28 protein-coding genes and 1 pseudogene are annotated in these 25583 nt (G+C 71.7%); 20 read left to right on the forward strand and 9 right to left on the reverse strand.

The genetic code is table 11. The features are described from left to right. Positions 1-223 precede the first annotated feature (223 nt). Positions 224-1405, forward strand: coding sequence for an adenylyltransferase/sulfurtransferase MoeZ (gene moeZ, locus E1200_RS13345; RefSeq protein ID WP_131952193.1), 1182 nt, complete (start codon positions 224-226; stop codon positions 1403-1405). Positions 1406-1460: 55 nt separating this feature from the next. Here moeZ and E1200_RS13350 read toward each other — a convergent pair whose 3' ends face one another. Together E1200_RS13350 and E1200_RS13355 are read right to left on the reverse strand one after the other, a co-directional pair. Then, on the reverse strand, positions 1461-1994 hold the full coding sequence (locus tag E1200_RS13350) for a GNAT family N-acetyltransferase (protein ID WP_131952194.1): 534 nt from the start codon (positions 1992-1994) through the stop codon (positions 1461-1463). A gap of 17 nt (positions 1995-2011) precedes the next feature. Beyond that, positions 2012-2731 carry a TetR/AcrR family transcriptional regulator gene (locus E1200_RS13355; protein WP_165950304.1) on the reverse strand — a complete coding sequence of 240 codons (720 nt, stop codon included), beginning with the start codon at positions 2729-2731 and terminating at the stop codon, positions 2012-2014. 178 nt (positions 2732-2909) lie between these two features. On the opposite strand from E1200_RS13355, the gene E1200_RS13360 reads away from it, so the two are divergent. Both E1200_RS13360 and E1200_RS13365 read left to right on the forward strand, forming a co-directional pair. Continuing rightward, positions 2910-5078 carry an MMPL family transporter gene (locus E1200_RS13360; RefSeq protein WP_131952196.1) on the forward strand — a complete coding sequence of 723 codons (2169 nt, stop codon included), beginning with the start codon at positions 2910-2912 and terminating at the stop codon, positions 5076-5078. A 55-nt stretch (positions 5079-5133) separates the two neighbouring features. After that, positions 5134-7308: an MMPL family transporter gene (locus E1200_RS13365; RefSeq protein WP_131952197.1), complete on the forward strand. Its 2175-nt coding sequence runs from the start codon at positions 5134-5136 to the stop codon at positions 7306-7308. A 109-nt stretch (positions 7309-7417) separates the two neighbouring features. Here E1200_RS13365 and E1200_RS13370 read toward each other — a convergent pair whose 3' ends face one another. Further along, positions 7418-8323, reverse strand: a complete 906-nt coding sequence (locus E1200_RS13370; protein WP_131952198.1) for a Ku protein — start codon at positions 8321-8323, stop codon at positions 7418-7420. A gap of 128 nt (positions 8324-8451) precedes the next feature. Between E1200_RS13370 and ligD (E1200_RS13375) the strand changes: the two genes are divergently transcribed. From ligD (E1200_RS13375) to E1200_RS13410, 8 genes are all read left to right on the forward strand, one after another. After that, on the forward strand, positions 8452-9426 hold the full coding sequence (gene ligD, locus E1200_RS13375) for a non-homologous end-joining DNA ligase (protein ID WP_131952199.1): 975 nt from the start codon (positions 8452-8454) through the stop codon (positions 9424-9426). Between the two features lie 14 nt (positions 9427-9440). Next, positions 9441-10352 (forward strand): non-homologous end-joining DNA ligase, encoded by a 912-nt coding sequence (ligD, locus tag E1200_RS13380; RefSeq protein WP_131952200.1) that lies wholly within the window; start codon positions 9441-9443, stop codon positions 10350-10352. Between the two features lie 106 nt (positions 10353-10458). Then, positions 10459-11823: an NAD(P)/FAD-dependent oxidoreductase gene (locus E1200_RS13385; RefSeq protein ID WP_243708536.1), complete on the forward strand. Its 1365-nt coding sequence runs from the start codon at positions 10459-10461 to the stop codon at positions 11821-11823. A 41-nt stretch (positions 11824-11864) separates the two neighbouring features. Continuing rightward, positions 11865-12092 carry a hypothetical protein gene (locus E1200_RS13390; RefSeq protein ID WP_131952201.1) on the forward strand — a complete coding sequence of 76 codons (228 nt, stop codon included), beginning with the start codon at positions 11865-11867 and terminating at the stop codon, positions 12090-12092. A gap of 197 nt (positions 12093-12289) precedes the next feature. Then, entirely contained in the window at positions 12290-12919 is a 630-nt protein-coding gene (locus E1200_RS13395) for a TetR/AcrR family transcriptional regulator (protein ID WP_131952202.1), read from the forward strand. Positions 12920-13061: 142 nt separating this feature from the next. Next, positions 13062-13295, forward strand: coding sequence for a DUF3107 domain-containing protein (locus E1200_RS13400; RefSeq protein ID WP_131952203.1), 234 nt, complete (start codon positions 13062-13064; stop codon positions 13293-13295). 116 nt (positions 13296-13411) lie between these two features. Then, positions 13412-13690, forward strand: coding sequence for a GlsB/YeaQ/YmgE family stress response membrane protein (locus tag E1200_RS13405; protein ID WP_131952204.1), 279 nt, complete (start codon positions 13412-13414; stop codon positions 13688-13690). Between the two features lie 499 nt (positions 13691-14189). Next, positions 14190-15677, forward strand: a complete 1488-nt coding sequence (locus E1200_RS13410; protein ID WP_243708538.1) for a DEAD/DEAH box helicase — start codon at positions 14190-14192, stop codon at positions 15675-15677. A gap of 59 nt (positions 15678-15736) precedes the next feature. Here the strand turns inward: E1200_RS13410 and E1200_RS13415 are convergent, their stop codons facing one another. Next, entirely contained in the window at positions 15737-16423 is a 687-nt protein-coding gene (locus tag E1200_RS13415; protein ID WP_131952220.1) for a glycerophosphodiester phosphodiesterase, read from the reverse strand. 132 nt (positions 16424-16555) lie between these two features. Next, a pseudogene (locus E1200_RS34785) lies at positions 16556-16657 on the reverse strand (IS200/IS605 family transposase); the annotation flags it as partial. 22 nt (positions 16658-16679) lie between these two features. Here E1200_RS34785 and E1200_RS13425 point away from each other — a divergent pair. Then, complete coding sequence (locus E1200_RS13425) at positions 16680-17798, forward strand: RNA-guided endonuclease TnpB family protein (protein ID WP_131952206.1); 1119 nt, start codon at positions 16680-16682, stop codon at positions 17796-17798. 254 nt (positions 17799-18052) lie between these two features. Then, the gene (locus tag E1200_RS13430; RefSeq protein WP_131952207.1) at positions 18053-18931 is read left to right on the forward strand and encodes an alpha/beta hydrolase; all 879 of its coding nucleotides are present in this window, start codon (positions 18053-18055) and stop codon (positions 18929-18931) included. 40 nt (positions 18932-18971) lie between these two features. On the opposite strand, the gene E1200_RS13435 is transcribed toward E1200_RS13430, so the two are convergent. Genes E1200_RS13435 through E1200_RS13445 form a run of 3 tightly spaced genes read right to left on the reverse strand, consistent with a single transcriptional unit; the run spans position 18972 to position 20233 of the window. Continuing rightward, entirely contained in the window at positions 18972-19415 is a 444-nt protein-coding gene (locus E1200_RS13435) for an SRPBCC domain-containing protein (RefSeq protein WP_131952208.1), read from the reverse strand. A 15-nt stretch (positions 19416-19430) separates the two neighbouring features. Continuing rightward, positions 19431-19784 carry a winged helix-turn-helix domain-containing protein gene (locus tag E1200_RS13440; RefSeq protein WP_131952209.1) on the reverse strand — a complete coding sequence of 118 codons (354 nt, stop codon included), beginning with the start codon at positions 19782-19784 and terminating at the stop codon, positions 19431-19433. Then, positions 19781-20233 carry an SRPBCC family protein gene (locus tag E1200_RS13445; RefSeq protein ID WP_131952210.1) on the reverse strand — a complete coding sequence of 151 codons (453 nt, stop codon included), beginning with the start codon at positions 20231-20233 and terminating at the stop codon, positions 19781-19783. The genes E1200_RS13440 and E1200_RS13445 overlap by 4 nt, the downstream gene beginning before the upstream one ends. A gap of 165 nt (positions 20234-20398) precedes the next feature. Here E1200_RS13445 and E1200_RS13450 point away from each other — a divergent pair, with 165 nt between their 5' ends. Continuing rightward, positions 20399-20962, forward strand: a complete 564-nt coding sequence (locus tag E1200_RS13450; RefSeq protein ID WP_131952211.1) for a dihydrofolate reductase family protein — start codon at positions 20399-20401, stop codon at positions 20960-20962. 182 nt (positions 20963-21144) lie between these two features. Next, a complete protein-coding gene (locus tag E1200_RS13455; protein ID WP_131952212.1) occupies positions 21145-21336 on the forward strand; it encodes a DUF1059 domain-containing protein in 192 nt (63 codons plus the stop codon). A 99-nt stretch (positions 21337-21435) separates the two neighbouring features. Here the strand turns inward: E1200_RS13455 and E1200_RS13460 are convergent, their stop codons facing one another. Further along, positions 21436-22182 carry an SDR family oxidoreductase gene (locus E1200_RS13460; RefSeq protein WP_243708537.1) on the reverse strand — a complete coding sequence of 249 codons (747 nt, stop codon included), beginning with the start codon at positions 22180-22182 and terminating at the stop codon, positions 21436-21438. Positions 22183-22233: 51 nt separating this feature from the next. Between E1200_RS13460 and E1200_RS13465 the strand changes: the two genes are divergently transcribed. The 5 genes from E1200_RS13465 to E1200_RS13485 all read left to right on the forward strand — a co-directional run bounded on the left by E1200_RS13465 (position 22234) and on the right by E1200_RS13485 (position 25516). Further along, the gene (locus E1200_RS13465; protein ID WP_131952214.1) at positions 22234-22581 is read left to right on the forward strand and encodes a helix-turn-helix domain-containing protein; all 348 of its coding nucleotides are present in this window, start codon (positions 22234-22236) and stop codon (positions 22579-22581) included. A gap of 201 nt (positions 22582-22782) precedes the next feature. Then, positions 22783-23145, forward strand: coding sequence for a metalloregulator ArsR/SmtB family transcription factor (locus E1200_RS13470; RefSeq protein ID WP_131952215.1), 363 nt, complete (start codon positions 22783-22785; stop codon positions 23143-23145). Further along, positions 23142-23639, forward strand: a complete 498-nt coding sequence (locus E1200_RS13475) for an SRPBCC family protein (protein WP_131952216.1) — start codon at positions 23142-23144, stop codon at positions 23637-23639. Before E1200_RS13470 ends, E1200_RS13475 begins: the two co-directional genes overlap by 4 nt. Before the next feature lie 72 nt (positions 23640-23711). Beyond that, positions 23712-24527 (forward strand): alpha/beta hydrolase, encoded by an 816-nt coding sequence (locus E1200_RS13480; protein WP_131952217.1) that lies wholly within the window; start codon positions 23712-23714, stop codon positions 24525-24527. An 80-nt stretch (positions 24528-24607) separates the two neighbouring features. Beyond that, positions 24608-25516 carry an oxygenase MpaB family protein gene (locus E1200_RS13485; RefSeq protein ID WP_131952218.1) on the forward strand — a complete coding sequence of 303 codons (909 nt, stop codon included), beginning with the start codon at positions 24608-24610 and terminating at the stop codon, positions 25514-25516. The last annotated feature ends 67 nt before the right edge of the window (positions 25517-25583 follow it).

The raw sequence follows: 25583 nt of genomic DNA on the forward strand, positions 1-25583 counted from the left end.
CGGCGGGGGCGGATGCTGGGAGGGAGGCAGGAATGCCACAACAGCCAAGATTAACTGTGCTTCGCGACATTCCGCCTTACATCGGGGTGAGGAGGGCCTCTACCCGCGTCCAGCGGCGGCGCCGCCGCCCGGGAATGCGGCGGCACATGGCAAGGTTGTGCGGGATGAGGACGATGACGTCCCCGCCCTACCTCAGCCGTACGTCAGCACAGGAGCACCCACCGTGTCGTTGCCACCTCTGGTCGAGCCCGCAGCGGAGCTCACCCGCGACGAGGTCAACCGCTACTCGCGACACCTGATCATCCCCGACGTGGGCATGTCCGGGCAGAAGCGACTGAAGAACTCCAAGGTCCTGGTCGTGGGGGCCGGCGGGCTCGGCTCCCCCGCCCTGCTGTACCTCGCCGCCGCGGGCGTCGGCACCCTCGGCGTCATCGACTTCGACGTCGTCGACGAGTCGAACCTGCAGCGGCAGATCATCCACCGGCAGTCGTCGCTCGGCAAGCCGAAGGTCGAGTCCGCCGCGGAGACCGTCCGCGAGATCAACCCGCTGATCGACGTGGTCGTGCACGACACCGCGCTCGACAACGACAACGTCATGGAGATCTTCTCCGGCTACGACCTGATCCTCGACGGCACCGACAACTTCGCGACCCGCTACATGGTGAACGACGCGGCCGTCCTGCTGGGCAAGCCGTACGTGTGGGGGTCCATCTACCGCTTCGACGGCCAGGCGTCGGTCTTCTGGGCCGAGCACGGCCCCTGCTACCGCTGCCTCTACCCCGAGCCCCCGCCGCCCGGCATGGTCCCGTCCTGCGCGGAGGGCGGCGTCCTCGGCGTGCTGTGCTCCTCGATCGGCTCGATCCAGGTGAACGAGGCCATCAAGCTGCTCACCGGCATCGGCGAGCCGCTCGTCGGCCGCCTGATGATCTACGACGCGCTGGAGATGACGTACCGCTCGGTCAAGGTCCGCAAGGACCCCGAGTGCCCGCTGTGCGGCAAGAACCCGACGCAGACCGAGCTGCTGGACGACTACGAGGCGTTCTGCGGCGCGGTCTCCGACGAGGCCGCCGAGGCCGCCCAGGACTCCACCATCACCGTCACCGACCTCAAGTCCATGCAGGACGGCGGCGACGACATCTTCCTGGTGGACGTCCGCGAGCCCAACGAGTACGAGATCGTCTCGATCCCGGGCGCGACGCTGATCCCGAAGGGCGAGTTCCTCAACGGCTCCGCCCTGGAGAAGCTGCCGCAGGACAAGAAGATCGTCCTGCACTGCAAGTCCGGGGTGCGCTCCGCCGAGGCCCTGGCCGTCGTGAAGAACGCCGGCTTCGCCGACGCGGTCCACGTGGGCGGCGGCGTCCTGGCCTGGGTCAAGCAGATCGACCCCAGCCAGCCGTCCTACTGACCCGCCGAACCCACCCGAAGACGACCGAAGGCCCCTGGATCTCCGGGGGCCTTCGTCATGGCCGGTCGACGCGGTAGACGACGTGGGCGGGGTCGTCGACCGGGTTGTCCGGCTCCAGGTCGCCTTCGGCCACGCGGGTCAGGCCGGCCTTCTCCAAGGCCCGCCACGACGCGCGGTTCGCCGCCACGACCGGGACGATGACGCAGGTCGCGTCCGGGTAGTCCTGCCAGGTCCGGTCGACCATGGCCCGGATCATGCGCGGCCCGAGGCCCTGCCCGGTCAGGTCCGGATCGCCGATCAGGTAGTCGATGGTCGCCGCGCCGGGCGGGACCGTCAGCACGGCGGACAGCTCGGCGATGTACTCGGGATAGTCGGCCAGGCGGCAGCGCTGGACGAGGCCGAACGGCCGCCCGTCCAGCAGGGCCAGCCAGTCCTCGGAGGGCTCCTCGCGGCGGGCGGCGGGGCCGAAGTCGCGGGCGACGGCCTCGGGCGAGGTCTCGTGGTTCCACCAGCGAGCCACGTGCGGCTGCCGCAGCCATTGGCCGAGCAGCGGAAAGTCGTCCTCGGTGACTCGGCGCCAGGTGATCACGAAGTACTCCCGGTCGGTCAGGCGTCGCGGCGCGGCGGGGTGTAGGTCAGGCCGATCTCGGGGGCCAGTTCGGAGAGCATCAGCTCGAACAGGGGCTCGGCGTCGGTCAGCGCGAACTCCAGGTGGCCGAAGACGTCCAGGCTGACGCCGCCCTGAAGCCTGACCCAGCACTTGAGGTACGTCTGGATCACCCCCAGCGGGAGGTCCACGCCGACCTCGGCACGGTACCGCGCCAGTTGCGAGCGCAGGGCGGGGTCGATCTCGTCGTCGGGCACGACGGGGAACGGCTGCCTGTTCCACAACTCCAGGAACAGGGCCATGAAGGTCCCGCCGAACCTGCGGGCGGCCTCCTCGGCGAAGTCGATGTCCTCGTGCTCGTGGCGGCCGCGCACGGGCGAGCCGAACAGCAGGCCGTACTCGCGGGGGTTCGCCAGGGCCCAGCGGCGGAACCGGCGGGCCACCACCAGGAACCTGCCGCTGAGGTCGCCGGGCGCGACTGTCCCGGCCGCGGCGTACAGCTCGTCGGTCAGCTCCGTGAACAGGTCGCCGACCAGGTGCCGCAGCAGCTCGCCGTGGCTGCCGAAGTAGCGGTAGAGGGCCGGCGCGGTCATCCCCATCTCCCGGGCGATGGCGCGGAGCGTCACCGCCTCCGGCCCCTCCTCGACGAGGATCCGGCGGGCGGTCTCGGAGATCTCCCGGACCGTCGCCGCGCGCAGCCGCTCGCGCCGTGTCTGCACTTCGCCGCCCTCCTCCCGGTTCGGGGTCCCGTCCGGGGCCCGGTCGCATGCGGGCCGTCCCCGCATGATTCCCGATATACCCCCTTGACGGAAGCTAACACCGTATGCATAGTTAACGCTGTTCGCAGTTAACGGCGTTCACTGAAGTTAGTGGACGTTACCGAGCAGGGAGACGACCATGTTGGATCGGTGGGGCCGGTGGGTGCACCGGCGGCGCACGTGGGTGCTCGCGGTCGCGGCGGCCGCGCTCGTCTTCGCCGGCGTGTGGGGCACGGGCGTGTTCGGGGCGCTGTCCTCGGCCGGCGGTTTCGACACACCGGGCAGCGAGAGCGCCAAGGCGACGGAGATCGCCGAACGCGACCTGGGACGGGACGCGGCGGACGTGGTGATCCTCTACGAAGGCGCCATGACCGTCGAGGACCCCGCCTACCGGACGGCGGTCGAGCAGGCGCTTACCGCTCTTCCGCGGGACAAGGTCGCCGAGGTCACCACGTACTGGACGACCCGGGCACCCCGGCTGATCAGCGACGACCGCCGGGCGACCTACGCGGTCCTCGAACTCGCGGGCGCCGACCAGGACGCCCGGCAGGCCGCCTACGAGGCCGTCGAGGACGACCTGAGCCGGGTCGGCGGCGGCCTCACCGCCAAGGTCGGCGGGCCGGTCGGCACGGAGACCGCGGTCAACGGGCGGGTCTCCGCCGACATCGGCCGGGCCGAGGCCATGGCGATCCCGGTGCTGCTCGTCCTGCTCGTGCTGATCTTCGGGGGCCTGGTGTCGGCGAGCATGCCGCTGCTCGTCGGCGGGCTGGCGATCCTCGGCTCGTTCACCGCCCTGCACGCGCTGACGTACGTGACGGACGTGTCGATCTTCGCGGTGAATATCACGACGTTCCTGGGTCTCGGACTCGCGATCGACTACGGGTTGTTCATGGTCAGCCGGTTCCGCGAGGAGCTGGCGCGGGACGGCCGGTCGACCGAGGACGCCCTGGCGGCGACGATGGCCACCGCCGGGCGGACCGTCGCCGTCTCCGGCGTCACGGTCGCGGTCTCGCTGTCCGGACTCCTGCTCTTCGACCAGCAGTTCCTCGTGTCCATGGGGTACGGCGGCATCGCGACCGTGCTCGTCTGCATGGTGGGGGCGCTGACCGTCCTGCCCGCGCTGCTCGCCGTCCTCGGCCCGAAGGTGAACGCCCTGCCGATCCGGCGGCGCGGACGCCGGCCGTCCCGCGGCTGGTGGGGACGCGTCGCCCGCAGCGTCATGCGCCGCCCGGTCCTCTACGCGACCGCCACCGTGGCGCTCCTGCTCGCGCTCGGCGCCCCCTTCCTCGGCATCAACTGGGGCGGCATGGACGCCAAGGTCATGCCGGAGGGCGCAGAGGCCAGGGTCGTCGCCGAGACGCTGGAGGCCCGCTTCCCGGGCAACGCGACGAGCCCGATCGAGGCGGTCGTGACCGGCACGTCCGACCGGGCCGCGATCCAGGCGTACGGGGACCGCCTGGCCTCGCTGCCCGGCGCGGCGGACGCGACCGTCACCGGCGCCGCGGGCACCACGGCCCGGATCGCGCTGACCTACGGGGCCGACCCGAACTCCGGGACCGCACGCGACCTCGTCCGGGCGGTCCGCGACGTCCCGCCGCCCGCGGGCGCGCAGGTCCACGTCGGCGGCCCCACCGCCGAGGTCGTCGACTCGCTGGACGACATCGGCGCCACGATGCCCTGGCTGGCGCTCCTCGTCGGCGGCGCGACGTTCGTGCTGCTGTTCCTGGCCTTCGGCTCGGTCCTGCTGCCGCTGAAGGCGATCGTGATGAACATGCTGTCGCTGTCGGCCACGTTCGGCGCCGTCGTGCTGATCTTCCAGGACGGGCACCTGTCGGGCCTGCTCGGCTTCACCGCCACCGGCTCGATCGCGCCCGCCATGCCGATCCTGATGCTGGCGATGCTGTTCGGGATCTCGATGGACTACGAGGTGTTCCTGCTGTCGCGCGTCCGCGAGCAGTACGACCTGACCGGCGACAACACGGCCGCGGTCGCGGCCGGCGTGCAGCGCACCGGGGCGATCATCACCAGCGCCGCGCTGCTGTTCATCGTCGTCATCGGCGCGTTCGCCACGTCCGGGATCTCGTTCATCAAGATGGTCGGCGTCGGCATGGTCATCGCGATCGTGCTGGACGCGACGGTCGTCCGGGGGCTGCTCGTCCCGGCCATGATGCGCCTGATGGGCCGGGCGAACTGGTGGGCGCCGGGGCCGCTCGCCGGCCTCTACCGCCGGTACGGGATCCGCGAGGGCGACTCCCCCGCGCGACAGGACCCGGAGCCTGCTTCATACACAAACCAGCACTCTGCGTAATTTACCCTGCTAGATGGCCATTTGAGAGAGTCGTGGCGGGCGGGGGACGACGACGATGCTCGATCGGTGGGGCCGGTGGGTGCACCGGCGGCGGCGCTGGGTCCTCGCGGCCGCGGGGGCCGCGCTCGTCTTCGCCGGCGTGTGGGGCACGGGCGTGTTCGGGGCGCTGTCCTCGGCCGGCGGCTTCGACACGCCCGGCAGCGAGAGCGCACAGGCCGCGCAGATCGCCGAGCGCGACCTCGGACGGGACGCGGCGGACGTCGTGGTCCTCTACGAGGGCGGCACCACCGTCGACGATCCCGCCTACCGCGCCTCGGTCGAGCAGGCGCTCGCCGCCCTCCCGCCCGACAGGGTCACCGCGTCCAGCACCTACTGGACCACGCGGGCGCCGCAGTTCGTCAGCGAGGACCGCACCGCCACCTATGCCGTCCTCGAACTCGCCGGGTCCGGGGAGGCCGCGAAGAAGGAGTCCTACCGGGCGGTCCGCGGCGCGCTGACCGGCGTGGGCGGCGGGCTCACCGCCGAGGTCGGCGGGCCGGTCGGCACCGCGGCGGCCATCGACGACCGCGTGGCCTCGGACATCGTGCGCGCCGAGGCCATCGCGATCCCGGTGCTGCTCGTCCTGCTCGTGCTGATCTTCGGTGGCCTGGTCGCGGCGACGCTGCCGCTGCTCGTCGGCGGGCTGGCGATCCTCGGCTCGTTCACCGCCCTGCACGCGCTCACCTACGCGACCGACGTGTCCGGCTTCGCGGTGAACATCTCGTCCTTCCTCGGCCTCGGGCTCGCGATCGACTACGGCCTGTTCGTGGTCAGCCGCTTCCGCGAGGAACTCGGCCGGGACGGCACCTCCATCGAGGACGCCGTGGCCGTGACGATGGCCACCGCCGGCCGGACCGTCGCCGTCTCCGGGATCACGGTCGCGGTCTCGCTGTCCGGGCTCCTGCTGTTCGACCAGCAGTTCCTCGTCTCCATGGGCTACGGCGGCATCGCGACCGTGCTCGTCTGCATGGCGGGGGCGCTGACCGTCCTGCCCGCGCTGCTCGGCGCGCTCGGGCCGAAGGTGAACGCCCTGCCGATCCGGCGGCGCGGACGCCGGCCGTCCCGCGGCTGGTGGGGCCGCGTCGCCCGCAGCGTCATGCGCCGTCCCGTCCTCTACGCGACCGCCACCGTGGCGCTGCTGCTCGCGCTCGGCGCCCCGTTCCTGCGCATCGAGTGGGGCGCGATCGACGCCACGGCGCTGCCGGAGGGCGCCGAGGCCCGGTCCGTCGCCGAGGCCCTCGACACCCGGTTCGCGCGCAACGCCACGGGCCCGATCGAGGCGGTCGTCACCGGCACGTCCGACCGCGCCGCGATCGGCGCGTACGGGGACCGCCTCGCCGCGCTCCCCGGCGCCGCCGACGCGGCCGTGACCGGCGCCGAGGGCGACACGACCCGCATCGCGCTCCGCTTCGACGCCGACCCGTACTCCGGCACGGCCCGCGACCTGGTGCGGGACGTCCGGGACGTCCCGCCGCCCGCGGGCGCGCAGGTCCACGTCGGCGGCCCCACCGCCGGGCTCGTGGACGAGGTGGCCGGCCTCGGGAGCACGCTGCCCTGGCTCGCGCTGCTCGTCGGGACCGCGACGTTCGTGCTGCTGTTCCTGGCGTTCGGGTCGGTGCTCCTGCCGCTGAAGGCGATCGTGATGAACATGCTGTCGCTGTCGGCCACGTTCGGCGCCGTCGTGCTGATCTTCCAGGACGGGCACCTGTCCGGCCTGCTCGACTTCACCCCGACGGGCTCCATCGCCCCGGCCATGCCGATCCTCATGCTCGTCATCCTGTTCGGCATCTCGATGGACTACGAGGTGTTCCTGCTGTCGCGCGTCCGCGAGGAGTACGACCTGACCGGCGACAACACCGCGGCCGTCGCCGCGGGCGTCGAGCGCACCGGCGCCGTCATCACCAGCGCCGCGCTGCTGTTCATCGTCGTCATCGGCGCGTTCGCCACGTCCGGCATCACCTCGATCAAGATGGTCGGGGCGGGGATGGCCATCGCGATCCTGCTGGACGCGACGATCGTCCGCGCGCTGCTCGTCCCGGCCATGATGCGCCTGATGGGCCGGGCGAACTGGTGGGCGCCGGGGCCGCTCGCCGGGCTCTACCGCCGGTACGGCGTCCGCGAGGGCCGCCCCTCCCCCGCGGTCCGGACGGCGGCCGAAACGGTGCCCCCAATGCAGGCGAACCGCTTGTGACCTCCCTCGCCCACCGGAAGACCGAACGTCATTCGACCGGGCGCACAGCGCCGTTCCGCCGGTGGCGCACCATGCCGGTGACCGGCGGCCCGGCCGCGGCCGGCGGGGCTCAGGCGGACTTGCGGGTCCGGCTCTTCGCCGGCTCCTTCTTCTGGCCCGACTTCGCGGACGACGACTTGCGCGAGGCGGGCTTCTTGTCCGCCGCGCCCTTCCCGGACGCGGCCTTGCCGTCCTTCTCGCCCCGGCTCTTCTTGGCGGCCTCGACGCTCGCGCGCAGCGCGCTGAGCAGGTCGGCGGCGGGCTCCTCGTCGGCCTCCTCGGGGGGCCGCGCCACCTCGCGGCCCTCCACCTTCGCGTCGATGACCGCCTGCAGCGCCTCCCGGTAGGCGTCCTTGTGCTCGTCCGGGTCGAACTCCGCCTCCATCGACTCGATCAGCGACGTCGCCATCGTCAGCTCCTGCTTGCGGACCTCGATGTCCTCGTCCAGGAACGGGAAGTCGGGGGTGCGGACCTCGTCCGGCCACAGCATCGTCTCCAGGACGAACACGCCCTCCCGGACCCGCAGCGTCGCCAGCGACTCCCGCTGCCGGATCGCGATCTTGACGATGGCGACCTGGCCGGAGCTCTCCAGCGCGTCGCGCAGCAGCACGTACGGCTTGGCGCCCTGCGCGTCGGGCTCCAGGTAGTAGGACTTGGCGAAGTAGATCGGGTCGACCTCCGCCGCCTCCACGAACTGCAGGACGTCGATGCGCCGGCTGGACGACAGCGGCAGGTCGGCGAAGTCCTCGTCGGTCAGGATGACCATCTCGCCGCTCGGCAGCTCGTACCCCTTGGCGATGTCCGCGTACGGGACCTCCTCGCCGTCGACGGTGCAGACCCGCTTGTACTTGATGCGCCCGCCGTCCTCGCGGTGCACCTGGTGGAAGCGGACATCTCGCTGCTCGGTCGCCGAGTACAGCTTCACGGGGATCGTCACCAGCCCGAACGAGATGGCGCCCTTCCAGATACTGCGCATGACCAGTCCTTACCCACCAGATCGCGACCCAGCACGTACCACGCTCCCAGCGTCGCAACACCAGCGGATTCGCGCCAGAACGCGATCGTGATCCTTTGCTGCGGCGCGGGACCGGGTAGGACGGCGTTATGACCATGCCGTGGCCCGTTGAGCCGATGATGGCCGCCACCGGGGAACTCCCCTCCGACGGCGAGCAGTGGGGGCTGGAGCTGAAGTGGGACGGCGTCCGCGTCCTGGCGCACGTCTCCGCCGACGGCGTCCGCGCCACCGGGCGGCGCGGCGGCGAGGTGACGAGCCGCTACCCCGAACTGTCCGCCCTGGCCGACCTCCTCCCCAGCCACGACGTCGTCCTGGACGGGGAGGTCGTCGCCTTCCAGGACGGGCGGCCCAGCTTCGAACGACTGCAGCGCCGCATGCACGTCGCGCACCCCGACCCCAGGCTGATCCGTGAGGTGCCCGTCCGGTACGTGTGCTTCGACGTCCTGTTCCTCGACGGGCACGTCCTGTACGACATGCCGTACGTGGAACGCCGCACACTCCTCGACGACCTCGACCTGGCCGGGACCGGCCCCGTGGAGGTGCCCCCATACCTGCACGGCGGCGACACCGCGCAGGTGGACGAACTGCTCGCCTTCACCCGCGAGCAGCACCTTGAGGGGCTGCTCGCCAAGCGGCTCGACTCGCCCTACCGTCCGGGCCGCCGCGTCGACTACTGGCTCAAGGTCAAGAACTTCATGACGCGCGAGGTCGTCATCTGCGGCTGGAAGCCCGGCAAGGGACGGCGGGAAGGCGGCGTGGGGTCGCTGCTGCTCGGCGAGTACGACGTCAAGGGCCTCCTGGGTTTCGTGGGCCACGTCGGCACCGGCTTCAGCGACCGCGCCCTCGACGAGCTGTACGACATCCTGTGGCCGCTGCGCCGCCCCACCAGCCCTTACGACGACCCCGTCCCGCGCGAGTTCGCCCGTGACGCCCAATGGGTTGAGCCCCGGCTGGTCGGGGAGGTCGCCTACAGCGCCCGCACCCGGGACGGCCGCCTCCGCTTTCCGTCCTGGCGCGGCCTCCGCGACGACAAGGACCCCCTGGAGGTCACCAGTGAGCAGTGAGCCCTGGAGCACCCGTGGCGAGTGAACGGACGACCGTCGACGTCGACGGCCGGCAGGTGTCGCTCTCCAACCTCGGCAAGAACCTCTTCCCCGAGTTCACCAAGGGCGAGGTCATCGACTACTACGCCCGCATAGCCCCCGTGATGCTCCCGCACCTGCAGGACCGCGCCGCGACCCGCATCCGGTGGCCGGACGGCGTGGACGGCGGCAGGTTCTTCGAGAAGAACGCGCCGTCCCACACGCCGGACTGGGTGCGGACGGCCACGATCCCCACCCCCGGCAGCTCCACCGGGCGCGACACCCTCGACTTCGTCGTCGTGGACGACCTGCCCACGCTCGTGTGGTGCGCCAACCTCGCCGCGCTGGAGCTGCACATCCCGCAGTGGAAGGTCGGGCCGCGCGGCAAGGTGCACACCCCCGACCTCGTCGTCTTCGACCTGGACCCCGGCCCGCCCGCCACGATCGTGGAGGCGTGCGAGGTCGCGGCGCTGCTGCGCGACGTGCTCGCCGAGGACGGCCTGGAGTCGTACCCCAAGACGAGCGGCAAGAAGGGGCTGCACCTGTACGTCCCGATCAAGGAGCCGGGCAAGGCCGAACGGACGTCCGAGTACGCCAAGGCCGCCGCGCAGCGCCTCGCCGAGGAGCATCCGAAGCTGGTCGTGGCGAAGATGGAGAAGCGGCTGCGCAAGGGCAAGATCTTCGTGGACTGGAGCCAGAACAACCCCGCAAAGACGACCGTCGCCCCGTACTCGCTGCGCGCGGCGGAGCGCCCGTCGGTGTCCACGCCCATCACCTGGGACGAGCTGGAGTCCTGCGACGACGCCGCCGCCCTGGTGTTCGGGCCGGACGACGTCCTCGCCCGAGTCACGGAGCACGGCGACCTCCTGAAGCCCCTGCTGGCGGAGGACCGGCCTCCCCTCCCCTGATCTCGCGGGCATCTCGCATGCCCTATGTGTTCGATTCGGCACTCTCCGGCGCCGGATTCCGTCACCATGGTCCAGGGGACACCACACGGGGCGGGAGGCCGGGGAGTTGGCGCACAACCACCACTACGACGCCGTGGTGCTGGGCGGGGGGACCGCGGGCGAGCTGGTGGCGTCCGGGCTCGCCCGCGCGGGCCGCGACGTCGCGCTCGTCGAGAAGCACCTGGTCGGCGGGGCGTCACCGTACGTCGCGTGCGTACCGTCGAAGTCGCTGCTGCAGTCGGCACGGCGCGGCGAGACATGGGAGGCGGCGCTCGCCCGGCGCGACGCGCTCGCCGGGCACCGCCGCGACGACCCCGCCGTCGCACGGCTGGCCGAGGCGGGCGTGACCGTCCTGCGCGGCCGGGGCCAGGTCACCGAGCCGGGGCGGATCGAGGTCGACGGCACCGCGTACGGCTTCACCGACCTCGTCGTCTGCACCGGCGGCGAGCCGGTCGTCCCGGACGTCGACGGCCTCGCCGACGTCCCGCTGTGGACGACCGACGAGGCCCTGTCGGTGCCCGACCTGCCCCGCCGGCTGGCGATCCTCGGCGGCGGCCCGGCCGGCTGCGAGCTGGCGCAGGTGTACGCGTCGTTCGGCTCGCAGGTGTCGCTCGTCGAGGCGTCCGGGCGGCTGCTGGCCGCCGAGGCGCCGTTCGCCGGGGAGGTGCTCGCCGACGCGCTGCGCCGGACGGGCGTCGACCTGCGGCTCGGCGCCGCCGTCGGGCACGCCGGGCGCAAGGACCCCGGGCTGCGGCTGTGGCTGTCGGACGGCGGGACGGTCGACGCCGACCGCGTCCTCGTCGCCGCCGGGCGCCGCCCCCGGGTGGCCGGCCTCGGCCTGGAGAACCTCTGCGTCGCGATCACCCCGGGCGGCGGGCTCCCGGTGGACGAGACGTGCCGGGTCCCGTGCGAGCCGGACGACGGCCGGACCGGCAGCCGGACCGACGGCTGGACCGGCGGGGTCTGGGCCGCCGGGGACGTCACCGGGATCGCCTCCACCGCGCACGCGGCGCGCTACCAGGCGCGGGTGGTGCTGGCCAACCTCCTCGGGCGGCGCCGGGAGACCGACTACCGCGCGATCCCCCGCGTCGTCCACACCACGCCCGCCGTCTACGCGGTCGGCGTGTCGCCCAGGCGGGCCGGGGAACTCGGCATAGACCTGCACACCGCCGGGTACGACCTCGCCGCGACGGTCCGGGCGGCGGTCGAGGCCGACGAACGGGGCCGCGTCGAACTGTACGCCGACCGGTCGCGGGGCCTGCTGGTCGGCGCCGCCGCGGCCGGTCTCGACGCCGGGGAGTGGATGGGCGAGATCACGCTGGCCATCCGCGCGGAGACGCCGCTGAGCGTGCTCACCGACGTCGTCCACGCGTTCCCGACCTACGGCGAGTCCGTCGAGAAGCCGCTCCGCGAACTGGCGGCGCACCTGTGAGCAGGCCCCCCGCGAGGCGGGCCCGATGAGGAGGACGTGTGATGAGCGAGACCGACGACCTCGACCCGGCGCTCACCGGCCCCGGCGACGACGACGCGGGCGGCGAGGTGACCGAGGCCAGTGAGGCCGACGCCGCCGAGCAGCGCACCGCGGTCGGCGACGAGGAGGGCGCGCGGGACTGGTCCGCCCGGGTCCCGGACGACGTCAACGAGGCGGACGCCGTCGAGCAGCGGGTCGAGGTGCCGCTCGACGAGGACGACTACCGGTGACACCCCGCCGGGCGGCCCGATGAGGGTGCCCGGCGTCCCAGCCCTAAATACACTGACCTGCGTGAAGGCCCGCCTGAGGGCACGTCCGCGTGCTTCGGCCGTGACCGGCGGAGTTACTCGCGCGTAGGATGATGAGATTGTTCCCGCGCGGCGGAGGGGAGCCCGTCCGCCGCAACGATCGTTGATCGGAGAGTGTGGTGACCGCGACCCCGGACGCACGCCCCCGCGGCACGAGGCTGCCGCGACTGGCGCGCCGCAGGCAACTGCTCGGCGCGGCCCAGGAGGTGTTCGTCGCGCAGGGGTACCACGCGGCGGCGATGGACGAGATCGCCGAGCGCGCAGGCGTCAGCAAGCCCGTGCTCTACCAGCACTTCCCGGGCAAGCTGGAGCTGTACCTGGCCCTGCTGGACGAGCACGCCGAGGCCCTCGTGAAGATCGTCCGCGAGGCCCTCGAGTCCACCACGGACAACAAGATGCGCGTGCAGGCGAGCATGCAGGCGTTCTACACCTTCGTGGCCGGCGACGGCGAGGCGTACCGCCTCGTCTTCGAGTCCGACCTGCGCAACGTCGCGCCCGTGCGGGCGCGCGTCGACCGCGCCAACCAGCAGTGCGCCGAGATGATCGCCCAGGTCATCGCCGAGGACACCAACGCCCCCGGCGACGAGGCGTACCTGCTCGGGATGGGCCTCGTCGGCATGGCGGAGGTCAGCGCCCGCTACTGGCTGTCGCAGCACCGGGCCATCCCCAAGGACACCGCCGAGAAGATCATCGCCCGGCTCGCCTGGCGCGGCATCTCCGGCTTCCCGATGAGCGGCGAGCCCGGCTGACGCGCCCGCCGGTCACGGCGCCCGCACTCCCGTTTCACGCTGGGTGAACCGGGAGTGCGGGCGGTGCCGGTGATCTCCGTGCGACCATCGTGGGAGGGCCCGCCGGCCGGCGGCGGGACGTGACCGACGACGGGAGCATCGCGTGCAGGTGCGCATCGGTGTGCAGAACGTGGCGAAGGAGCTCGTGGTCGACACCGCGCAGTCCGCCGACGAGATCCAGGACGCGCTGGCGGACGCGCTGTCCCGGCCGGGCGGCATCCTCGCCCTCCAGGACCGCCGCGCCGGGCGGGTCGTCGTTCCCGCCGAACGCGTCGGCTACCTGGAGATCTCCGAGGACGAGCAGCGCAATGTGGGGTTCGGCTCGCAGTACGCGTGACCGCCCGCCGGGGCCGCGCGGCAAGATTTGACCTGCATTTTGTTTGAAACCGGCAGGAAGGGCATATCGCTTTCCGACCACGGGCCCCCGGCCCACGAAAGGAATGGATGATCGATATGCTCACGACGATTCTCTGGTTCATCGTCGTCGGTGCCGTCGTCGGAGCCCTGGCGCGGCTGCTCGTCCCCGGCCGCAATCCGATCGGCATTCTGCTCACGATCCTCGTCGGGATCGCGGGCGCCGTCCTCGGCGGGGTCATCGCGGACGCCCTCGGCGCGGGCACCCTCGTCGCCATCGTGTTCGCGCTGGTGATCGCGGCCATCGGGGTGGTGGCGCTCACCACGCTGAACTCGCGGGGCGGCAGCGGACGCCGCACCGGCCGCCGCTCCTACTGACCCCCTGAGGAGCACGGCGACATGAACGGCAGGAAGCCCCCGCCCGCACGGGCGGGGGCTTCCCGCGTCCCCGCCGCGGGATTGTCCGGATGTGGCCGTGCCGGTATCCCCTTCGGCGGGACGGCCGGGCCGCTCCGCCCCGGCGCGGCGGACATTCGGCGCCCGCTGGCCGGCGGGCCGCGGAATAACGGGAACAGCGGTCGCGTTGGATCCCGTGATCGGCTATTGGTGTATGCAACGGACGGTCGGTACACTGCGTCGCGGAGTGTGACCGCACGCAGCCACGATGTGTGACTGCTTTCAACCCCTGACTGCGGTCGCCGACGAATTTTGAGCAACGGCTGGTCCCTCCCGCGCGAGCGCGCGGCCATGGCAGACGCTGGGCGGGCATCCCCCGCGGTGGCGCCCGCCGCATGGCGCCGCACCTGGGAGCGGAGACCCCGCATATTGGAGGCTGAAAGCCCTGACTACCTTTCGTGAACTCGGGGTCGTCCCCGAGATAGCAGACGCCCTTGAAGCAGAGGGCATCGTAGAAGCGTTCCCCATCCAGGAGCTCGCCCTGCCGATCGCGCTGGGCGGCCACGACATCATCGGCCAGGCCCGCACGGGCACCGGCAAGACACTCGCGTTCGGTGCGGCGCTGCTGCAGCGCATCGAGCACGGCGGCCGCGCTCCGCGCGCGCTCGTCGTGGCGCCGACCCGGGAGCTGGCCCTCCAGGTGACCGACGACCTGCTGGTCGCCGGCGGCAAGCTCGGCAGCCGCGTGCTGTCCGTCTACGGCGGCCGGGCGTACGAGCCGCAGATCGACGCGCTCCGGGAGGGCGTCGACGTCGTCGTCGGCACCCCGGGCCGCCTCCTCGACCTCGTCAAGCAGAAGCACCTCGACCTCTCGCAGATCGAGATCCTGGTGCTGGACGAGGCCGACCGGATGCTCGACCTCGGCTTCCTGCCGGACATCGAGCGGATCATCGAGCGGATCCCGGCCAAGCGGCAGACGATGATGTTCTCCGCGACCATGCCGGGCGAGATCGTCGCGCTGTCGCGCGCCTACCTGACCCGGCCGACCAACGTCCGGGCCGAGTCGCACACCGAGTCGGACGCGACGCCGCAGGTCGTCCAGCACGTGTTCCAGGCCCACCAGATGGACAAGCCCGAAATGGTGGCGCGTCTCCTGCAGGCCGAGGGACGCGGGCTGACGATGATCTTCTGCCAGACCAAGCGGGCCTGCGACCGGGTCGCCGCCGACCTGGTGCAGCGGGGCTTCGACGCGGCCGCCGTCCACGGCGATCTCGGGCAGAGCCAGCGCGAGCGGGCGCTGCGCGCGTTCCGCAGCGGCAAGATCGGCGTCCTCGTCGCCACCGACGTCGCCGCCCGCGGCCTCGACGTCGACGACGTCACGCACGTCGTCAACTACGAGTGCCCCGACAGCGCCGACACCTACGTCCACCGCATCGGCCGGACCGGGCGCGCGGGCAAGGAGGGCGTCGCGGTCACGTTCGTCGACTGGAACGACCTGACCCGGTGGAAGCTGATCAACAGCACGCTCGATCTGCCGTTCGCCGCGCCGGAGGAGACCTACTCCACGTCCCCGCACTTCTTCTCCGTCCTCGGCATCCCCGAGGGCACGAAGGGCCGGCTGCCGAAGGACAAGCGGCACGACCGCGCCGGGCTGGCCGCCGAGGAGCTGGAGGACATCGGCGAGACCGGACGCAACCGCAGCGGCGACCGCGGCGGTGACCGCGACCGCGGCCACGACCGGGAGCGTCCCCGGCCGCGCCGCCGCAAGCGCGACCGCACCCGCACCCGCGGCGGCAAGCCCGTCGAGGCGGGCGAGGCCAAGGGCGGCGCTCCGGCGGCCGGGAGCGGCGGCGCGGACGACAACGTCGTCGACGCCGTGGCGACCGAGCGCAAGCGCAGCCGGAACCGGCGCCGCACCCGCGCCGGCAAGCCGGCCGCGGGCACGACCGAGGCGTCACAGAGCGCCTAGTTCACATCCGACTCGAACCGCGGGGCCTCCCGCCGGTCTCGCGGTCGAGTCGCGGTCGGTCAGGACCGGCCGTCCCGGAGCCGCAACGCGACGTCGGGGTGGTCGGTGACCAGGACCGCCACGCGCGGGTCGTCGAGGAACCGCCGCATCACCGGTTCGGCGTTGACCGTCCACACCATGGCGGGGATCCCCGCGCGCCCGCACTGGCGCAGCACGCCGACGCGGGCCAGCCGGTGGTTGACGGCGACCATGTCGGCGCCCGCCTTGCGGATCAGGCGCAGCGGCGCGAAGTCGTGCGCGACGCCGCGCTCCCACAGGTTGCGCCCCACCGACAGCGCCGTCCGCACCTCGGGGAAGGCCCGCTTGATCTGCACAAGCGACAGCACCTCGCGGGTGGTGACGACGAAGCGCTCGGGCCCGAACGCCTCGACGGCCAGCTCGACCGTCTCCAGCTCGGCGCCGCGCTCCTTGAGGTCGAGGTGCCCCTGCGCCCGCTCCCCGATGATCTTCATGGCCTCGCCGGCGAGCGGGACGGGCCGCGGCGCGAGCTCCTGCACCCGGTCGTAGGTGAGCCGGTTCAGCGGCAGCCCGGCGAGGTCGGCGTCGTGGTGGACGACGAGGCGGCCGTCGCCCGTCCGCCGGATGTCGATTTCCACGTACTCCGCACCGGACTCGACGGCCATGGACAGGCCGGTCAGCCCGGCCTCGTCCCGGCGGTGCGCGGAGATGGCAGGCTTCGGACGCACCCTGCCGACGCTACCAGTTTCGTCGGCAGTGCTCCGGTCCTTCAGGGTGGGGTGAAGCCGACCTCCTGCGGAGCGGGACAGGGATAGCCGGATCGCCTCTCGGGCGGTCAGGCGTTCACCGGTTTCAGGCGGGCCGGTGAAGACCCGATGCCGAAACTTGGTCACAAAAACCAAATGTGCGTGGAGCACGAAAACGCAGTGCCTGCCTGTCCTGATATCCCCATACTCGGCCATACACCAATGCTAGATTTCGCGGGTGCAGCTCAGGTACTCCTTCCGCGTTTACCCCACCGCCGGGCAGCACCAGTCCCTCGCCCGGGCGTTCGGGTGCGCGCGGGTGGTGTTCAACGACGCCCTGGCGGCGCGGCAGGCCGCCCACCAGGCAGGTCTGCCGTTCGTCAAGGCGGCCGAGCTGTCGGCGGCGATGACGGCGGCGAAGAAGACGCCCGAGCGTGCGTGGTTGGGTGAGGTGTCGGCGGTGGTCTTGCAGCAGTCGCTGCGCGATCTGGAGGGCGCCTACCGGGCGTTCTTCGACGGCCTGGCCGGTAAACGCCCCCGGATGGGGGCGCCGCGGTTCAAGTCCCGCAAGGACGCCCGCCAATCGATCCGGTTCACCGCCAACGCCCGCTGGCAGATCACCGAAGGCGGAAAGCTCGCACTGCCCAAGATCGGCGAGGTGAAGGTGAAGTGGTCGCGGCGGCTGCCGTGCACGCCGTCCACCGTGACCGTGGTCAGGGACACCGCCGGGCGGTACTTCGCCTCGTTCGTCGTGGAGACCGGCGATGTCCAGGACCCGCCCGACACCACGGCCGAGGTGGGGATCGACCTGGGGCTGGAGCACTTCGCCGTCACCTCCGACGGACGCAAGATCACCTCACCCAGGTTCCTGCGCCGCGCCGAAAAAAAGCTCCGCAAAGCGCAGCAGGCGCTGTCGCGCAAGCAGAGGGGATCGACCAACCGTGACAAGGCACGCCTGAACCTCGCCCGCGCCCACGCCGGGGTCGCCGACGCGCGCCGCGAGTTCCACCACCAGCTCTCCACCATGCTGGTCCGCGAAAACCAAGCGGTTTACGTGGAGACGCTGAACGTGAAGGGACTGGCGCGCACCCGCCTGGCCAAGTCGGTGCACGACGCGGGCTGGTCGGCGTTCACCGCGATGCTGGAGTACAAGACGGCCAGGTACGGGCGGAGGTTCGCGCGGGTGGGCCGGGCGTTCCCGTCCTCGCAGCTGTGCTCGGGGTGCGGGCACAGCGACGGCCCCAAACCCCTGCACGTCCGCGCCTGGACCTGCACCGAGTGCGGGGCCGAGCATGACCGCGACGTCAACGCCGCCCGCAACATCCTGACCGAGGGACGCCGCATCGCCCCCGGGTGAGGCCTCCTGGTCGCCGCTGGACGGAAACCCCCGGGGTGCCTGGGGGAGGCGGAGACCCTAAACGCCTGTGGAGGGCAGGTAAGACCCCCGACTCCGGTCAAAGGGGCACAGCCCGGTGAAGCAGGAAGCCACGGAAGTGCCGCCCCGAAAGACGCGGCACAGGCCGAATCTCCGGCATTCACGCCGGGGAGCGCGTCAACACCGAAGGTTTTTCACGGGTGTCCGTTGTCGCCGATTTAGTATGGTGGTCCCCTGTGAGCACGCCCCGGTTCCTGACCTTGCCCCCCGGCGTCCGCCGGACGAACATCGAGACCTCCCGAGGCTCGTTCGCCGCCCTGGAGGCCCTGCCGGGGTCCGGTGTGCCGGAACGACCGCCCGCCCTCCTCGTGCCCGGCCTCACCGGCAGCAAGGAGGACTTCCTCGCGGTCCTGCAGACGCTCGCCGCGTCCGGCCGCCGGGTCGTGTCGATCGACATGCGCGGCCAGTACGAGTCCATCGGCCCGGACGACCCGTCCGCCTACACCCGGGCCGCGCTCGGCGAGGACATCACGTCCCTGCTGGAGGCCCTCGGCCCCGACCCGGCGCATCTCGTCGCCCACTCGTTCGGCGGCCTGGTCTGCCGCGAGGCCGTGCTCGCCGGCCGCGTCCGCCCCGCGTCGTTCACACTGATGAGCTCGGGTCCCGCCGCCGTCACCGGCCCGACCGCCGACCGCGCCAAGGCCCTGCGCGACGCCATCCCCGAACTCGGGATGGAGACCATCTGGCAGATCGCGCTCGAACCCGACTACACCGGCAAGGGCATCCAGGCGGAGATCATCGCCTTCATCAAGGCCCGCACCCTCGGCAACTCCGAGACGGGCCTGGTCTGCATGGCCAACGAGATCCTCACCGCCCCGGACCGCGTCGACGACCTCGCCAAGCACTGCGCCGGCGCGAACCTGCGCGTCCTCGTCCTCTACGGCGAGGACGACGACGCCTGGCAGCCCGACGCCCAGGCCGCGATGGCCGAGCGGCTCAACGCGTCCAAGGTCGTCATCCCCGGCGCCGCCCACTCCCCCGCATGGGAGGCCCCGGAGACCACCGCCGCCGCCCTCCGCACCTTCTGGCACGAGACGGAGCAGACCCCCGCCTGAAAGCGGCGGCCCACCGCGGGGCGGCGGGGTCCGGTGGGCGTCAGTTCCAGTTGTCGATCTTGATGTCGTGGGGGTCCGGCGCGCCCTTGCCGGTCTCGATCAGCGACTTGAGGCTCAGCAGGTAGACCGCCCACTTGGTGCTGCAGTGGTGCATGAACTCCACCGGCTCCTTCCAGCCTTCGTGCCTGAACAGGACGACGGTGTACTCCTCGGCCTCGCTGAGGTCCCAGGCGACGTGGGTGCCCAGCCATTCCTCGGGTCCGTCGACGACCTCCCAGAGCACGCGCTTGCCCGGGACCAGTTCGAGGACCTTCATGTCGAACCCGCCGGCTCCGAAGCGGAACCGGAGTACGCCACCGACCTCGTCACCCTCGCCTCGCGTGTCGGCCGTCCACCAGTCGGCGAGCCCATCGACGCCGGTCAAGGCCCGGTAGACCTCGCCGGCCGACGACCTGATCCCCACCCTGTGCAGAATGTCCGCCATTTCAGCTCCCTCTTCTCACTGTTGTGCTCCGTGCTGATCCCTGGTGCGCTGGATCGACTCGGCGATCCGCTTGATGCGCTGCAGCCTGGCGTCCCATGCCGCCCCCACCGATGACAGCTGGGCGACCGCGCGGGCGAGTTGCGCCTCGTCCACCCGGTACCTCCTCTCCCGTCCGGCGGGCGACGCGTGCACCAGGCCGACGCGGTCGAGGACCCCGAGGTGCTTCGCGACGGCCTGCCGCGTCACGGGCAGCCGCTCGCTGAGGCTGGTGGCGGTACCGGTGCCGTCCGCCAGGAGCAGGTCGAGCATCCGCCGGCGGGTCGGGTCCCCGACCGCGGACCACAGGTCGTCGTCGAGGTCGGCCGTCACGGCGTGGCCACCAGCCGCGCGACGTACTCCCCGAGCCGGGGGACGAAGGTGTCCCAGCCGGCGACGTGCTCGCGGTACATCTCCTCCAGCTTGGCGGCCTCCCAGCCCATCTCCCGGAACCCCGTCTCGGTGAGCCGGATCGTCGTGCCCGTGCCGGACGGAGTCAGCTCGAAGGTCACCAGGAGCGCGTCCGCGGAGTCGTCGACCTCGCCGTCGAAGTGACACCAGCGGAACGAGAACAGCCGCGGCGGATCGGCCTTCACCACGCTGATCGGCTGCACCGCCGCCCTGTCGCCCCAGACGAGCTCCCCCACGGCGCCGGGCTCGGCTTCGAAGTCGGCGTCGTCCGCCCACCACTGCGCGACGTGCTCCGGGCGGCTGACGACCTCGAAGACCACCTCGGGCGACGCGTCCACGTAGATCTCGCGCTCGATGCTCCCGAACTCCATGTCTTCTCCCTGCGCTATACGCAACATTTGGTTGCGCGAAACGCTAACGCCTGCCGCCTTCCCGCGCAACCATTGGTTGCATTAGAGATCCGAACACCCCGGTCGCGATGAGTTTCGCGGTGTGCGGCGGTCGTACCGTCGAGACCATCACCGAGAGGGGCCCTGATGCGCAGCGTGACCTATTCGATGACCATGTCGCTCGACGGCTACATCAAGGGGCCGGACGGCGGGTTCGATTGGGGGGAGCCGAGCGAGGAGGTCTTCCGGCTCGCCATGGACGAGGTCCGGGGGGTCGACGTCCACCTGATGGGCCGTCACCTCTACGAGACGATGCTGTACTGGGAGACCGCCGCGCAGGAGCCGGCACTCGACGACCTGACGCGCGAGTGGATCGAAGTCTGGAACCCGCTGCCGAAGGTGGTCTTCTCCTCCACGCTGTCGACGCTGCAGGGCAACGCCCGCCTGGCGTCCGGCGGGCTGGCGGAGGAGATCGAGCGGCTGCGGGCCGAGCCGGGCGAGGGCGACATCGCGATCGGCGGCGCCACCCTCGCCGCCGAGGCGGCCGAACTGGACCTGATCGACGAGTACCGGATCAGGGTCTCCCCGGTGCTGGTCGGCGGCGGCACCCCCTTCTTCGACCACCGGAAGCGCCACGTGAACCTGGAGCTGCTCGAATCCCGCACGTTCAACTCGAAGGTCGCCTACCTCCGCTACCGCGTAGTGCGCTAGCCCCCGGTTCTTCCGAGCCTGGCTGTTCCTCGACTACCAGGGCGCCCTCGACCGTCGAAGCTCGCAGCCAGGCGGTTTGACCGGACTTTAACCGGGGGGCGGCCGCCGCGCTTCTCTCTGACCTGGGCACATGTCACGATGGAAGGGCCACTTCTGGCGATGTGACGGTGAGGGGAGTCACGATGCGCAAAGTGGCCGACTGCCGGGAGATGCCGAGCGAGTCCGGATGCACGCTGACCATCAGCGGCGAGGAGGACGAGGTCGTCCGCGCCGCCGCTGAGCACGCGGCATCGGTGCACGGGCACACCGACGACCCGGAGCTGCGCGAAGAGATCCGCGGCATGCTCAAGGACGAGCAGCAGAGCGTCCGATAGGGGCAGCACCTGGACGTCATCCGCGACGAACCGATGTGACCCGGCCGCGCCGCGGGGCGACGCGGCGTCGCCGGTAGCTCATCGTGCGCCTGACGTGCGTCAGGTCAGTTCGAGGCCGCCGTCGAGAGTCAGGATCTGGCCGGTCAGCCAGGTGGTGCCGGGGTCGGCGAGACGGAGGATCCAGGTCGCCGCCTCTTCCGGGGTGCCTCGGCGGCCGAGGGGGATGCGGGACGCCTCGTCCCGCTTGATCTGGTCGACGGCGGACTGCGGGAGCCCGGCCGCCGTCAGAGCCTCGCTTTCCGTCGGGCCGGGGGCCAGGGCGTTCACGCGGACGCCTTCGGCCGCGAGTTCGACGGCCCAGGTCCGGGTGAGGTGTTCGAGCGCGGCCTTAGAGGCGGCGTAGTGCGCGGCTCCGGGCAGCGGGCGGTGGCCGTAGGTGCTGGAGACGTTGACGATCGTGCCTTTGGCCTGGCGTAGGTGAGGCAGTGCGGCACTGGAAAGCAGACTCGGAGCCGTGACGTTCAGGTCGAAGAGGTCCGCGATGCCTTCGGCCGTGGTCTCCGCCAAGGGCATCATCTTGGTGGCTCCGGCGTTGTTGACCAGCACGTCGAGACGTCCCCACCGGCTGATCGCCATGTCGGTCACTTCACGCGCCGTACCGGGGACGCGCAGGTCGCCGGGATGCACCGCGATCGCGGGGTGGCCGGCGGCGGTCTCTTTGAGGGCGTCCGCGCGCCGTCCGACGCCCAGGACGCGGGCTCCCGCGTCCGCGAAAAGGCGCGCGGTGGCGCGCCCGATGCCCGATCCGGCACCGGTGACGATGACGGTCCTGCCCGTGAAATCCATACCCGTCCTTGTTCGATGTTCGGCGAACATCGAACAAGGTAGCATGGCGCCATGAGACAGGCGCGCCATCCCGAACCCGGCGAGATCGGGCTCATCGCGGTGATGGCGGCGCTCAGCGACCCGATCCGCGTCGGCCTGGTGCGCGTGCTGGCGGACGGGACTGAACGCGGGTGGGGCGAGCTCCGCGCGCCGGTGGCCAAGTCGACCCTGAGCCACCACCTGCGCGTCCTGCGCGATGCGGGGGTCACCCGGACCCGCCAGGAAGGCACCCGCTGCTACGTCGAGCTGCGCCGCGCCGACCTCGAGACCCGGTTCCCGGGCCTGCTGGACGCTCTCCTCAACGCCGCCCGCGGCGACGATGTCGGCGCTCACGTCGGCCTGGCCGGCGAACGACCCTGATCGGCCGGGTCTACCGGGCTCCCGCCCCATAGGCGTACCGGGCTTCATCAGTTTCGCGGCGCACGATGGGTTCCGCGGTGTCCGACGGTCGTACCGTCGAACCCGTTACCGAGAGAGGCCCCTGAAGCGCAGCGTGACCTATTCGATGACTCATCGGCGCCAGCCCTGGACAGACGCGTAACACGATGGTTACATGTTCCCGTGGACGTCTTCGATGCCGTGGCGGATCCGGTGCGGCGGCGGATCGTGGTGCTGCTCGGTGACGGGCCGCGGACCGCCGGGGCACTGGCGGCCGCGTTCCCCGAGATCAGCCGCCCGGCCGTGAGCCGGCACCTGCGGGTGCTCCGCGAGGCGGGGCTGGTCGAGGCCGAGCTCGTCGGCCGGGAGCGGCACTACCGGGTCGAGCACGCTCCCCTCCGGGAGATCGAGCAGTGGCTGGCCGCCGCCCGGCGGCGGGGCTGGGAGCAGCGCCTCGACGCGTTGGAGACCGAGGTCCACCGCACGCGACGCGACCGCGCGCGTGGCACGGGCGACGAGCCCAGGGAATCGAGGAGGACGGGATGACGCCCACACCCACCGGCAGGCTGATCGCCGCGGCGACCGGCACGGATCTGGAACTGACGCGCGAGTTCAAGGCGCCGATCGAGGACGTCTGGGCGAGCATCACCGAGCCCGAGCGGACGGCCCGATGGTTCGCCCACTGGTCGGGCGAGGGTCGGCCGGGCGCGAAGGTGCGCCTCCGGCTCGTCCTGGAGGAGGGCCAGCCGGAGAGCGACATGACGATCATCGCGTGCGAGCCGCCGCGGCGGCTGGAGGTCGAGACCGTCGACGAGTACGGGCGGTGGCATCTGGAGGCGCGCCTGGCCGAGGCCGGGGGCGTGACCACCCTGACCTTCCTGCACCACCTGGAGCCCGACACCGACGCGGCCACCACCGGGCCCGGGTGGGAGTACTACCTGGACCGGCTCGTCGCCTCGATGACGGACGCGCCCGCACCGAGCTTCGACGACTACTACCCGGGGCAGGCCGAGTACTACAAGGGGCTGTCCCCGAGCTGATCCCCGGGCGGCGATGACTTCTTCCAGGGCGGCGGGTCTACCCGACCGGATCCACTGCACCTGGAGGAAGTCATGACGGTCACCAAGACCCTTCGCGTCCCGGACGCGCGGCTGCACTACGAGGTCCGCGGGCGGGGCCCGCTCGTGGCGCTGGTCGGGGCGCCGATGGGCGCGGGGGCGTTCGAGCCGCTCGCCGACCTGCTCGCGAGCGACCACACCGTCCTCACGACCGACCCGCGGGGCATCGGCCGCAGCCCGGTCGACGACCCGGAGCAGGACTCGACCCCGCCGCTGCGGGCCGGCGACCTGTCACGCCTCATCGCGGAGGTGGACGCCGGGCCGGCCGTGGTCCTCGGCTCCAGCGGCGGCGCCTGCACCGTCCTCGCGTTCGCGCAGGCGCACCCCGGGCAGGCCCGCAGGGTCATCGCCCATGAGCCGCCGCTCGACACGCTGCTGGACGACCGCGACGAGCTCTTCAAGCGGACGGACGAGATGATCGCCACCTACCTGGGCGGCGACGTGATGGGCGCGTGGCGCGAGTTCATGGAGCTGAGCGACATCCACCTCCCGGAGGGGGCGCTGGAGCACATGTTCGGCGGCGACCGCTCCGCGCAGGACGTCGCCGACGAGCGCCGCTGGTTCGAGCACGAGCTGCGCGAGACCGTCCACTGGAAGCCCGACCTCGCGGCCCTGCGCGCGGTCGCGTCCCGCATCGTGGTCGGCATCGGCGCGGACTCAGCGGGCGAGTTGTGCGACCGCGCCTCCCGGGCGCTCGCCGAGGAGCTGAGTGTCGAGCCGACGCTGTTCCCCGGCGGGCACACCGGCTTCGCCGACGACCCGGAGCCCTTCGCCGCCCACCTCCGGAAGGTCCTCGCCGAGTCGCGGTGACGCGCGGTTCGGGCGGGGGTGGTGTCACGGGCACGAGAAGGTAATGACACACTTACAGGAGTTTGTCTCATGGAGGTGTCATGCCCGCGACGATCCAGCCGCCCGAAAGCGTCACCTGGCGCGTCCACCTCGACCGGACCATGTGGGTCGGCGGGGTGCGCAGCCTGATGCTGCAAGCACTGCATCCGATGGCGATGTGGGGCGTCTGGCAGAACTCCAACTTCCGTGAGGACCCCTTCGGGCGGCTGCAGCGGACCTCCGACTTCGTCGGCCTGGGGACGTTCGGCAGCCCGGAGGAGGTGGAGCAGGCGGCCTACCGCGTCCGGGAGATCCACCGGAGCCTGCGCATCCTCAACCACGACACCGGCAAGAGGGAACGGCTCGACCAGCCCGAGCTGCTGCTGTGGGTGCACTGCGCCGAGGTGTACTCGTACCTGGAGGTCGCCCGGCGGGCCGGTCTGCCGCTTACCGACGCCATGGCCGACCGGTACCTGGACGAGCAGCGCAAGTCGGCCGAGCTCGTCGGGCTGCACGCCGAGGACGTCCCCGGCACCGTCGCCGACATGGAGGCGTACTTCGCCGAGATGCGGCCCCGGCTGCGGGTCACGGAGGAGGCGGCGGAGACCGTCCGGTTCCTGATGTGGCCGACGATGCCGGAGAACCTGAAGTTCCTCGCGCCCGGCAAGCCGGGTTACTTCCCGTTCGGGGCGCTCTGCTACTACGCGCTGCCCGACTGGGCCCGCTCGATGTACGGGGCGCTGCCCGAGGTGCCGCAGCCGGCGGTGACGGCGGCGCTGAAGTCGTTCCGCCTGGCGATGAACGCGGTGCCGGAGCGGGTGCACGACTACGCCTTCGCCAAGCCCACCCGCGACATGCTGGAGCGCACCCGGCAGCGGCTGGCCGCCGAGGGCTACGACCTGAGCCGCGGCCTGTTCGGCCTCCGCGACCCGAGACGCTGGCCGGCCGGAAAATCCCTGACCGCCGCCTAACCCGCCCCCACCGGGTCCGTTGACTTGCGGCGTGTTGCCCTTATGGAGCGCTCCATAAGGGCAACAC

The sequence above is a fragment of the Actinomadura sp. GC306 genome (genome assembly GCF_004348665.1).
GTDB lineage: Bacteria > Actinomycetota > Actinomycetes > Streptosporangiales > Streptosporangiaceae > Spirillospora.